This window comes from Salipiger sp. PrR007 (assembly GCF_010499845.1).
Classification (GTDB): domain Bacteria; phylum Pseudomonadota; class Alphaproteobacteria; order Rhodobacterales; family Rhodobacteraceae; genus Salipiger; species Salipiger pacificus_A.
This window is the reverse complement of record NZ_JAAGOZ010000028.1, coordinates 114,705-126,965: the sequence shown is the minus strand read 5'-3', so window position 1 is coordinate 126,965 and position 12,261 is coordinate 114,705. Positions and strand designations below refer to the sequence as shown.

General features: G+C 65.0%; 6 protein-coding genes. 1 reads left to right on the top strand and 5 read right to left on the bottom strand.

Annotated features, from left to right (window positions below; all coding sequences use genetic code 11):
* Positions 1-45: 45 nt before the first annotated feature.
* Positions 46-984: an MYG1 family protein gene (locus G0Q01_RS13340; RefSeq protein WP_164213527.1), complete on the top strand. Its 939-nt coding sequence runs from the start codon at positions 46-48 to the stop codon at positions 982-984.
* Positions 985-1,000: 16 nt separating this feature from the next.
* Here the strand turns inward: G0Q01_RS13340 and G0Q01_RS13335 are convergent, their stop codons facing one another.
* The 5 genes from G0Q01_RS13335 to G0Q01_RS13315 form a co-directional block, all read right to left on the bottom strand.
* On the bottom strand, positions 1,001-2,176 hold the full coding sequence (locus G0Q01_RS13335; RefSeq protein WP_164188587.1) for a polysaccharide biosynthesis/export family protein: 1,176 nt from the start codon (positions 2,174-2,176) through the stop codon (positions 1,001-1,003).
* A gap of 12 nt (positions 2,177-2,188) precedes the next feature.
* On the bottom strand, positions 2,189-3,349 hold the full coding sequence (locus G0Q01_RS13330; protein ID WP_164188585.1) for a glycosyltransferase: 1,161 nt from the start codon (positions 3,347-3,349) through the stop codon (positions 2,189-2,191).
* Positions 3,346-4,467 (bottom strand): glycosyltransferase family 4 protein, encoded by a 1,122-nt coding sequence (locus G0Q01_RS27345; protein WP_164188583.1) that lies wholly within the window; start codon positions 4,465-4,467, stop codon positions 3,346-3,348. Before G0Q01_RS27345 ends, G0Q01_RS13330 begins: the two co-directional genes overlap by 4 nt.
* A gap of 49 nt (positions 4,468-4,516) precedes the next feature.
* Positions 4,517-10,675, bottom strand: coding sequence for a malectin domain-containing carbohydrate-binding protein (locus G0Q01_RS13320; protein WP_164213526.1), 6,159 nt, complete (start codon positions 10,673-10,675; stop codon positions 4,517-4,519).
* Between the two features lie 140 nt (positions 10,676-10,815).
* The gene (locus G0Q01_RS13315; protein ID WP_164188579.1) at positions 10,816-11,904 is read right to left on the bottom strand and encodes a sugar transferase; all 1,089 of its coding nucleotides are present in this window, start codon (positions 11,902-11,904) and stop codon (positions 10,816-10,818) included.
* Between the last annotated feature and the right edge of the window lie 357 nt (positions 11,905-12,261).

The window sequence follows — 12,261 nt, the reverse complement described above, 5'->3', positions numbered from 1 at the left end:
GGCGCTCCCGCGATATGGGGGCGCCGAGCAATCCAGAGGCCGACGATGCAGATCACCCACCTTGTCACCCATTCCGGCGGCTTCCATGCCGACGAGCTGCTGTCGTCGGTGATCCTCACCCGGCTCCACCCCGAGGCCGAGATCCTCCGCACCCGCGACGCGGCATGGATCACGCCCGGAGCGGACAAGATCATCTACGACGTGGGCCGCGCATACGACCACGCGCAGGGCATCTACGACCACCACCAGAAAGACGCACCGCTGCGCGATGACGGCCAGCCGTTCAGCTCCTTCGGGCTGATCTGGAAACACTATGGCCGCGACTACCTGCGCGCGCTGGAGGTGCCAGAGGCCGATCTCGAAGGCATCCACGCCAGCTTCGATTCGGGCTTCGTGCTGCCGGTCGACCTGATGGACAACGGCGCTCTCAGCCCGTCCGAGGCTGGCCCGATGCTGTCGGATCTCACGCTGCCCATGCTGCTGGAAAGCCTCAAGCCGGTCTATGATGACAAGGCGCCCGAGGCCGAAGACATGGCATTTGCCGATGCGCTGCACATCGCGCGCGCCTTCGTCGAGGCGCAGATCCGCCGCAAGGCCGCCAAGCGCCGCGCCGAAGCGCAGGTGATGGCGGCGATCGAGACCGCCGGTGCGGGCCGCGTGCTGGAGCTGCCGCAGGGCATGCCCTTCCGCTCGGCAGTGGTGGCCGCGGGGGCCGATCACCTGCTCTTCGTGGTGCACCCGCGCGGCGAAGATTGGGCGCTCACCGGCATCCGCAAGAACGCCGACGGCTTCGAGCAGCGCGCCGATCTTCCCGCCGCCTGGGCCGGGCTGACCGACGCGGCGCTGGAAGAGGCAAGCGGCGTCGCGGGGGCAAAGTTCTGCCACAACGGGCGCTTCATCGCCGTGGCGGGCAGCCGCGAGGCAATCCTCGCGATGGCCGATCTGGCCGTGCGCGAGGCCGAGGCGGTGTCCGGGACCGCCTGAGCCGCGCTCGCGCGTTTCACTGCATCACCGCCTCGAAGCTGATGTTCAGCACGTCCTCGGGGCCGAGCAGCGCCGTCGGCGCCACCCGCTCGGGCGTATCCGAACCGTTGCGGAAGACTTCGTAGACGGTCTCGACTGCCTCGCCCAACTCGGCGGCGGCGGCGGGACTGGCACGGCGCAGGAAATTCAGCGCCATCTGCACCTCGGTACGCTCCTGCGCCACGCGCTGCTCGGCCTCGATCTTGTCCTGCAGCAGGTTCAGCCGGTACTCGGTCTGGGCCTCCTGGATGTCGCTCTCGGCATTGGCACGGGTCTGCTTGGCGCGCGAGACGAAGGCGGCGACCTCGAGCAGGTCGGCGTTGTATTCGGAGAGGTCAATCTTCAGCCCCAGCGTCTGCTCCTTGCGAGCGAGACCGCGGGCCTCAAGTTCCTGCATGCTCTCGAGCTGCTCCTGCGTGGCGTCGAGCCGCTCGTTGATCAGTTCCCGGCGCTGGTCGAGCATCCCGGCTTCCTCGTCGGCAAGCGTGCTGCGCATGGTGGCGCCTTCCATCAGGTCCTGCATCAGCGAGCGGCGCAGGCCGACGAGCTGTTCCTGTTCCTGGTCGAGACGGGCCTCGGGCACCTGGGCCTCGGTGGTCACCCCGTCGAGCCGGGCCAGTTCCCGCGCCAGGGCGTCGCGCTCGGACTGGGCAAAGGTCAGGCGGCTCTGCGCCTCGGCGAGGTTGTTGCGGGCGTTCTCGATGTCACGCTCGCTGCGCAGGTCTTCCTGAACGCGCTCGATGCCGCCCGCCATGGCGATGGCCTTCATCACCGTCAGCCCGGGGCGGAACTCGTAGGCGCCGGGCGTGTCGACCGCGCCGAGCACGAAGACATCGCGGTATTCGAGCATATCGACCACCACCGATTCTCGGCTGGAGAAGCGCTCGCGCGCCTCGGTCTCGATGCGCTCCTCGACCTGGCGCATGGTCAGCCCGGCCACATCGATCGGCCCCAGCAGGTGCATCGCGATCTGGCCGTCGGCGCGGACCTGGAAATTGCCCGACATCTCGGGCTTGCCATAGACCGAGATGGTCAGCCGGTCGCCCACGTCGACGTGGTAGTCGGGCGTGTCGGCCTTGGCCGGCCCGCCGGTCACGGCGAGGGCCAGGGCAAGCGCCGTGCAGGCGGCAAACTGGCGAAGATAAACAACCATTCTCGCTACTCCTCAGTTGGGACTGTCCAGCCGCGGCGCGCCGGGCTGGCGATGCGCGCCGGGGCGCGGACGGGTCTTGCTGTCGTAAAGGGCGAAGATGCGCTCGCGCATGACCTCGGCGCTGAACCGGGCAACCACGGTGTCGCGTGCCGCGCCGCCAAGCCGGGCGGCGGCGGCCGGATCGGCCAGCAGCCCGGCCACCGCCTGCGCCAGCGCCTCGGGATCATGCGCGGGCACGAGGCGTCCGGAGCGGCCATCTTCGAGCACATCGGGAATGCCGCCGACATCGGTCGAGGCGACGGCGCATTGCATCGCCATGCCCTCGAGCAGCACCATCGGCAGCCCTTCCCAGGCCGAAGAGACCACCATCACGTCGAGCGCCGCCAAGAGCTCGCGCATCCGGCTGATGGCCCCGGTCAGGATGAGCCTTTCCGGCCCCAGCCCAAGCCCGCGGGCCTGCGCCTCGATCTGCGGCCCCAATGGCCCCTCGCCCACGACGAGGAACACCGCCTGCGGGACGCGCTGCGCGAGGATGGCGGCGCTGCGCAGGAAATTCTCGTGGTCCTTCTGCGGCGTAAGGCTGCCGATCACCGCCACGACCTTCGCCCCCGGTTGCACGCCGTAGCGGGCCAGATCGAGCGGCTGGGTGCGCGCCGGGTCGAAGTGATGCAGGTCGATGCCGTTGACGATGGTCTCGATGCGTTCGGCGCGGAAGCCTCCGGTGCGGGCGACGTGGTTGGCCACCCGATCCGACACGCCGATACAGGCGTCGGCCCCAGCTGTGATTGTCCGATACATCAGGCTCTTGGCCTTCTTCTCGCGCCAAGGATCGGTGTTGTGCAAGGTTATGATGCGCGGCACGCCCGAGAGGCGCGCGGCCGTCTGGCCGACGAGATCGCTCTTGATCAGGTGGCTGTGCACGATGTCGGGCCGCCAGTCGCGGATCAGCTTCATGCAGCGTGCGAGCGCGCGCGGATCGCGCAGCCCCCTGGTGCTCAGCCGGGTCATGCCGACGTCGCGCTCGGCCACACGCGCCTCGAGCGGGCCAGGCGTGAAATAGGCCACATGCGCCTCGCAGCCACGGTCCCGCGCCGCATCCAGCAGGCCCAGCAGCAGCATCTCGGCGCCGCCGAACTTGAGGCTGTCGATTACGTAGAGAATGCGCTTGCTCACCAGGCCACCTCCAGTTCGGCGCGCGGCATGGCGGGCTCGCCCGGAAAATGCGCGGCGATCCGTTCCGCCACCGCGTCCCAGGTGAACTGCGTTGCACGTGCCTTGGCCGCCGTGCCGAGGCGCAGGGCGCGGTCGGGCATGGCGAGCGTCTGAAAGAGCGCTTCGGAAAGCGCCTCGGGGCTCCGCACCGGGACCACGTGGCCGGTCTCGCCCTCGACCACGATGGAGCCAATGTCGCCGACGTCGGTCGAGACCACCGGCAGGCCGAACTGCATGGCCTCGCAGAAGACCACGCCGAAGGGCTCGAGCCGCGAGGGCATGCAGAAGCAGGAAGCCTCGTGGAAATGTTCGGCGACCTCCTCCAGAGGCAGGCGCCCCAACACCTCGACCCCCTCGACCTGCAACTCGGGGCTGCAGCCGATCACGGTGAGTGTCGCATCCGGCAGCCGCGTGCGGAGCAGCTTGAAGGCATCGACCAACTCGGGCCCGCCCTTGCGCTCCCAGTCGACCCCGACAAAGAGGATGCGGCGTCGGGCGAAACGCTCGGTGCTCAGATCCACCGGCCGCTTGGGAAGCACCGAGGCCCCTGCCCCGATGGCCGAGCTCTTTTCCGGCGCGATGCGGTATTGCTCGGTGAGCATCCGGCGAATTTTGGGCCCGAAGGTGAAGACATGCCGGGCCTGAGTGTAGATCTCGCTCTCGCAGGCGAACCAACCGTCGCTGGGCGCCCCGAAGAGGCCCTGCAGGCTCGACATCCCCGCCCGCGCCACGTGGTCGGTATAGACGAAGTTGGGGATGCCGGGCAGTGCCGCGTTGAACAGCGACTGGGTCTGCAGGGTGAAGTCGTAGTCGGCGGGATCGAACCGATCCCGCACCATCTCGCTCACCGCCTGGTAGTACGTCCGCGAGCGCGCCAGGCGGTAGCGCAGCATGTCCTTGGAACTCCAGCTGGACAGCCCGTACTCGCGCTGCACCCCGAGGAGGCACCGCAGCTGGCTCAGCATGTTCTCCTTGAACTCCTTTCCGACGTCGATGACATCGAGATCGATCTCGGGGCGGACCCTGCGCAGGGCCGCCTCGAGTTGGGCATTGATGTGCGAGAAGCTCCCGCGGATCACGAACAATCCCCGCGACCGTGCGGGACCAACCATTGAAAAATCCTTCATCTCACCCAATGATCCCATCCACGTAAATGTAGTCCAGATAATCAATTCTGAGCGGCTCGCCGCCGTCCGAAATACCGGTGAGACTGACCACGTCGCCCGCCGCGAGTTCGACCCCGAAGGTGCTGTGCTCGGCAAAAGATGTGCCGTTCACGATCGCATCGCCCGCATCGAGGTTCCAGACGAAGCTGTCCACCACCACGCCGTTCACCTCGATGTCGAGCTGCGACTGACCATCGGACTCGTCAAAGTGACCCAAGGTAAGGTTATAGGTTCCGGTCGCATCCGCAAAGACGAAGCTTGCGCTCTGCACGCCCGCGTCGCCCGCCCTGATCAATTGATCCCCGGAGGCATGGCCATTGCTGCTGATGATGAAACCTTGGTCGAGCGAGAAAGTCTCGGCCTCGAGGCGCACCAGCTCGCCCGGGTTGGCAGGCGCACTGCCGCCGCCCGAGCCGCCGTCGAGCGGAGTGAAGTCGAGGTAGTCTATGCGCAGCGGCTCACCGCCGTTGGAGACGCCCGACAGCTCCAGGATATCGCCGGCCACCAGATCGAGTCCCGAAATGGTGCGTTCGGCTAGGGCGCCCGGGGTGACCGTCGTCCCGTCCGCATCGAGATCCCAGGTGAAACTGTCGATCACCGAGCCATTGAGCACGACGTTCAGCACCGACTGCCCATCGGATTCATCAAAATACCCGAGGGTGAGATCGAAGCTGCCAGACTGTGTCACGCTGTAGCTGGCAATCTGCGTGCCCGGATCCGTGGCCTGGATGAGCTGATCGCCCGAAGCATGCGGGTTGCCGAAGACCGCGAAACCTTGCACGAGGCTGAGGCTCTCGGCCTCGACGCGGAAGGTCTCGCCCGAGCTAGAGCCTCCGCCCGTGCCGCCACCCCCGGTGCCGCCAGTGCCGCCGCCGCCGGGACTACCCTCGACAGGGGTGAACTCGGCAAAGTCGATGCGCAGCGGCTCGCCGCCGTCGGACACGCCCGACAGTTGCAGGGTGTCGCCCACCTTCAACTCGACGCCCGAGATGATGTGCTCGGCAAAGGAGGACGGGGTGACCGTCGTCTCGGCCGCATCGAGATCCCAGGTAAAGCTGTCGATCACCGTGCCGTTGACCAGCACGTTCAGCACCGATTGACCGTCGGATTCGTCGAAATAGCCGATCTTGATGTCGAAGGTCCCGGCCGTGGCCACGGTGTAATTGGCGATCTGCGTGCCCGGGTCGGTGGCCTGGATCAGCTGGTCGCCCGAGGCGTGCGGGTTGCCGAAGACCGCGAAGCCCTGCACGAGGGTCATGTCCTCGGCCTCGACGATGAACGGATCGCCGATGGGCGTGCCGCCGCCTCCATTTCCGCCACCGCCATTGCCGCCGCCGCTCGAGCTGTCGGCGTCGTAGGTCAGGTAGATCGGCGACGTGGTCGGGCCCACAGGCAGGTTGCCGTTGCTCGGGTCGATCACCGCCGCGACGATGCCGAGCGGGAGCTGGTCTTCGCCGGTGAAGTCATAGGCCGCCACCCCCGAGAGGTCGAACATCGACGATATGTCCTGCACGCCGCCTGTCAGGGTAATGTCAACGGTCTGGAATTCCACGGCGTTATTGGCCGGGAAGTCCGATGCCGCCAGCGCTGCCAGCTGCGCATCGAGCTGCGGCGCATAGGCCTGCTCCGTGCTGGTGCCGGTCGAGAAGGCGTTGGTGGTGGGCTGGATCATGCCCTTCATCAGCACGACCCGCATGGTCGCCCCGGCCGGGCCGCTGACCATCATGCTGAAGTCGCTGTCGCTGTAGGTCCCGACGCCACCCTCGATAAGCCCGTTGACCACGATGCTGGCCTCGGTGCCGGCCGCAGACTGCGACGAAAGCCCCTTGGCGCCCGCTTGCGTGTCGGTGCCCTGCAGGTATCCCGTGCTGGTGGTGCCGTCGGCATAGGTCACGGTGAAGCTCGAGCCGATCAGCTCGGCCCCCGAGACCCCGCCCACGTCCCAATTGGGAGACGTGCCCGCATCGAGCGTCGACTTCTTTGCGCCGGCGATGGAGTTGGGGTCCATGTCGACCGAGAAGGTCACCGTCTCGCCGGATTGGAAGCCACCCGCAGTCGCCTGGTTGAAGGTCAGGACGATGCCTTCGTAGCCAGCAGTGCCGCCAGCGCCGACGTAGGTCGCATTGTTCGGATCGCTGGCATTGTTGTTCGGCGCGACCACGCCGGTATTGCCTGCGCTGTTGATGGTCAGCGCCTTGGCGACGGTATCCCCGGCGAGGCCGAAAGGATCGAAGACCGCGTCCTTCAGCACCGCCCCCGAGACATCGATCTCGACCTTGGTGACCACCTTGGTCCCGGTATTGCTGAGCACGAAGGAGCCGGAGTCGTAGTTCGACTTCTGTACGTTGTCGGCCGTCGGGGTGATCGCCAGTGTGACCGCGCCACCCCCTGACCCGGGCGTGCCGCTGTCGTTGTCAAGAATCGTTACCAAGCCGGTGTCCTCCCCGATGGTTGCATTGGCTCCGCTGACCCCGGTGATCACCACCTCGAACCTCTCGGCCCCCTCGACCAGCGTGTCGTTCAGAATATTGATCAGCACGCTGGTATCCGCCGCGCCGCCCGCGATCTGCCGGCTGCCGCTGTAGACGCCGGTCGCGGCGTTCAGCGTCGCATTGGCCACGGTGTAGTCGCTGCCCGCCGTCGCGGTGAGCGGACGCACCTCGAACTGCACGAGCACGGTGCTCTCGGAGGGCACGTAGTTGCTCGCCGAGAGCGCGACGGTGACCGAGCCGTCGGCCTCGCCGGCAATTGCGTCACCGACCGAGATCGACGGACCCGGCGCGACGTCGTCGATGGCGATGATCTCGATGGCGTTGATCAGCGGATTCTCCAGCACCGACGCGAAGTCGATGTCGGCGATCCCGTCGTTGATCTGGCCGGTCCATTGCACCATACCGCCGACGCCGCTGCCGAAAGCCGCCACGAGGTCGAAGTCGTTCAAGAAGAGTGAGCCCTCGATAGACACGTCGAAAATCCGCTCACCGACCTGGTCAGTGCCGTTGTAGCCGTTGCCCATGTAGAGGCGGATCGCGTAGCTGCCCGGATCCACGGCGAACTCATACTGCATGCCCTGGCCGGTGGGCTGCGCCCAGCGTTCCTGCGCGAAGACACCGAGCGGGGTGCTCGAGGGCACCGAGCTGTCAAGCGTTGCGAGGTTGAACGTCGACACCGACGTGGTGCCGGCCACCAGCACCGAGGTCGAGCTGCTCCAGTCCATGCCCCCATCGCTGGCCGCCACGTCGGAATTGCCGCCGACCCATCGGTGCACGACCTCGCCCTCCGAGGTGTTGGTGACCTCGATCCAGTCCCACGAGGCGGCAAAGCTGTCGTCCCCGGTGGGGGTCGAGGCAACCATGCCGACCACTGCGCCGGTGACCGAGCCGAGGTTGTCATACTCACCCTTCACCGCCTCGACGACGGCCGCCGGAAGCGCCAGCGTCGCGGTCGGCACCCAGTCCGTGTAGACGCCGTTGTTCACGTAGCGCGCCCGCGCGGTGGCGGTCTCGGCCCCGGAGGTCATGTCGAGGTCGATCGCCACCTCGAAGTTCGGATCGCCGACACCGAGGATATCCGGATCCTCGATCCCCGGCACCTCGACGAAGCTGCTGACATAGCTGTTGTTTTCCTCGACGATCAGTTGCACGCCGTATTTGATCGTGCCGCCCTCTTCGACGACGGCGATCGTGGCCTCGACGAAGGTGTCCTGATCGCCCGGCCCGACCATGAGGCCGACTTTCTCGCCGCCGTCCCAGGTCTTGGCCGGCGCGTCCTTGTTGAGCGAATAGGTGAAGATGTTGACCATCTCGCTGGTGATCGCGAGCTGCTGCGCCCCCGAGGACATGAAGCCGATGCCAAGCACGTCCTGCTGGGTGTTCGCCGCGCCGACAGCGGTGCCCGCATAGGCTTCGTCGATGCTGACAAAGCTCGAGGCGCCACCAAGGTTGAACACGCCGCCATTATAGAGACCCTGCGTCGGATCTCCGGCATTGTCGGTTGCCGGAAGCACGTTGTTGCGCCACACCGCGTTGACGCCTATGCCGCCCGCGATGCTGTCGCCGCTTGGCACGGCGCCGGGCGGAGTCGAGGCGGGGTTGTTCAATTCGAAGTCCCACTTGGCCGTCGAATTCGGCCCCACGTTGACGCCGGTGCCATCGGTCGGGTCGCCGACGTGGCTGTCGAGGATGTTATCCACCCCGTCGAGGTCGAGATCGTCGCTCGGATCGAGCGGCTCGCCGCCGGGGATGAAGATGGCGATATTGTCCTTGCCGTAGACACCGCTGACGATGAGCCCGGCGAAATCGTCCAGCCCATCCCCGTCATTGTCGATGAAGACCCCGAGCCCGTCGTCCCCCAGCGCCGTCACGGCCAGCGGCTGCGAGCCGAAGTTGCCCAGCTCGTAGACCACCGAGGCGGAATCCGTGCGGCCGTCACCGTCGGTGTCCTCGACCTTGACGAAATAGAGCGTGCCGTCGAAGCTGGCTGCGACGACGGTGTTCTGCAGCGCTCCGCCGAAGAATGTCGCGGTGTATTCCTCGAGCCCGTTGGTGGATTCCGGCAGCGTGAGCAGCGATCCGTCTTGGGTGTAATCGAGCAGCTGGGCTTCGGGCGAATGCGCCGTGCCATCCATCACTGAGGTGCCGTCGAAGAAATCCAGCACGTTGGCGATCGAACTTCCGGGATGCTCCCAGTCGTAGCCCGAGACCACGTCGAAGAAATCATCCGGCAGACCGGTGAGCGACGTCGTATCGACCCAGCTTCCCGCGGAATCCTGCGCGTAGATGATCAGCAGCTCGGACAGGAAATCGCGCGCCTGCGCCTCATTGGCAAAGAGCACCGCGCCATAGGCCATGATCGGTGAACCGGAGGTCGCCCCGGCATAGCTCCCGTCGCTTTTGAAGGCCAGCGACAGCGCTTCGGCCGCGGCGCGGATCGGGTTGGCATGGCCGCCGTAGGGGCCGTATTCGTCGGTGATCTCGCCAAGGTAATGCAGCTGGTCGCCGTAGCCCTTGCTGCCGTCTTCGCTGAAATGGTTGGTGGCGAATTCCGAGGTCCAGTCGTCAACGATCGCGCCATCGGAGTACGAGACTGCTTGGCCGCCCCAGCCACCGTTGGGACCGTTGTCAAAGGTGTAGACCTGGCCGTCCTCGGTCACCAGCACGTCAAAGGGATTGCGGAATCCCGGCGAATGGATGGTCAGCGGGTTGTCGACCAGCTTGAGCTGCCCATCCTCGCTGACCAGCACGTAGTCAGTGATCTTGGCCATGTTGAGGCCATTGTTCCCTCCCGCCCAATCGGGCCGCAGAACACCGCCGCTGCTGCCGTTGTTGTCGAGCGTGAAGTTGGGATCGAGATTCAGGTTCTCGATGTCCAGCGTGGTGAGATCGACGTTCGGACGCGAGGGATCGTCGAGCGTCGGCATGTCCAGAATGAAAAGGTTCCCGCTGGCGTCCGTGCGAATGTCGTAGGATTCCAGGTCGGTCAGGTTGATCTTAATGACCGAGGCCGAGTAGGCGAAATCCACCGTCCCGGCAAAGTTGTTGCCAGGCGCGCCCTTGTTGGTATTGCCGCCTATCGCGACCCACAGGTAGGTATCGCCGGTGTCGGGGTCCACCGACAGGTCGAGCCCATTGATCGAATGGTTCTCTTCCGAACGCGGCAGGCCGCGCACGATGGCGACATTGGAAAGCACCTCGCCGGTGTCCGGATCCAGCACGAGCCGATGAATCTGGCTCGAGTTGGTGTCAAGCCCGCTGTCTTCACCCACCGAGATGCGCCAGTCGGAGGAGGTGACGTAGAGCACGTCGTTGCCCTCCGCGTCGGTGGTCGCGACGAGGCCGGTCATTTGGCGGAACGTCTTGGAGTTCAGGGTTCCGTCATCGTTGAAGTTCTGGGTTTCGGCCGGAATGACGCCAATCGCCGTCGACGAGGTCACGACAAAGTCGGGGCTCGTGTCGGCATCCGCCCCATCCGGCTGCCGTTCGATTTCGTAGCGATAGATGGTGCCATTTTGCTGGGCGACAAAAAGCACCGGATTTCCCGTTTCGCTGAAATCCAGCGCCGTCGGGTTGGTGCTCTGTTCCCCGGAAAGATCAGTGACACCGAATGTAATGGTATCGGGCATAATAGAGTCCTCTGATGAGAGGGGTAAAATCAACTATGAAATCAGTTTTTATTTTTTGTTTTTAATTAATTACGGTTTTTTTGGCCTGCGCCGTGGCAGAGGAACTCGCGATTGCCGGAGGGGCTAAGCCCCGTCCGGCATCATGCCGCGGTCGAGCGGGTGAGCGCGCGTCGCAGCTTTGCGGAAAGGAACTCGGACCGGTGTGGCACAACAACTGCCTGGAACAGGTAGCGGCTTAGGATGTGTTCGGCGTATTCGCTTTTCGGCTTGTAACTGACCTGCACCCGGCCGTTCGGCGCCGTCGCCTGGACCGTGCTCAGTTCCACCGCCGCATTGCGGGTCTGACCGTCCGGAAGGAGCATGGTCAGCCGACCCAAGAGCGGCACGTTCAGCGCGTTCCCCTGGTCGAGGATAAGCTGGTCCTCGTCGACCCAGAACACCGCCCGCGACTGGCCGTCATCAGAAACGAAGCGCATGTCGTAGACCCGCGCACGCGCGGCCTCGATACGTTCTGACCGGCGACCGAAGACCGTCGCGCCGATCCGGGACACCGTCCGCGCAACCACGCAGGCCCCGACGATGAACACGAGGGAGATCTCGCCGAGATAAGACACCTCGGTGCGGCACAGCTTGTTGTTCAGCCGCGAGCGGATCGCCTTGGAGGTCCCGTGGCTCATGAAAGCCTGGGCCGGGCCTATCATCCCGGGCTTGACCCGGAACCGGCGTTCGTAGTCGGGGATCGTGGCGGCATATTGTGCCGCGATCTCCGGGCGCACGGGGCGCGGGCCGCACATGTTCATGTCGCCCTTGATCACGTTCAGAAGCTGCGGAATCTCGTCGAGACGGGTTTCACGCAGGAACAGTCCCATCGGCGTTTCGATGCCCGACCCCTTGGGCAGCACCTTGTCCTTGGTGATCATCGCCGCCTTGTTGCTGTCGAGGCTGCGGAACTTGAAAACGTCGAAGAGCTCGCCGTTCTCGCCGATACGCGGGCCGCGGTAGAAAATCGGTGCACCTTGGGTGAGGGCGAGAAGCGCGGTGATCACCAGGAACAGCGGCAGGACCATCAGAAAGAGCGTCATGGCGATGGCGAAATTGTAAGCCCGGTAAACAAACCGCGAGCGCGGCTGGAAGCCGACCGAGAACCGCGGCCAAATGGCGCGCCGGCCGCCCGACGGCCATGCCTCGGCTCCGGCGACCGCGCCGCTCGCATAGCCAGTGTCGCGCACGGATTGGGAGGAGAGCTCCGTGCGGTAGTGGGAGGATTGGAAATCGCTGAAGCGGGGGGAGGAGTCGTCTAAAGTTCTGTATGTATGCGGTTTTTCTAGTTCTTTTTGTGTTGAAAAATTCATCGGAAATATCCTCGGAAAACTCAAGGAGCCTGGGAAAAACCCTAGCCAAAAAGCAAAATGCAAACGGTGCCGCATAGACGCGCGGCGATCATGAAAACCTTCATGATGCTCGGACTTCGGCCAGAAACTGCCTCAAATGTCCCCTGACCAATACGGGGACAGATCGTTTTGTATGTTAATTAAAGCGCATCATTCTGTCGAAAATACTAACTTTATGGGCCAGCGGTGCAAAGC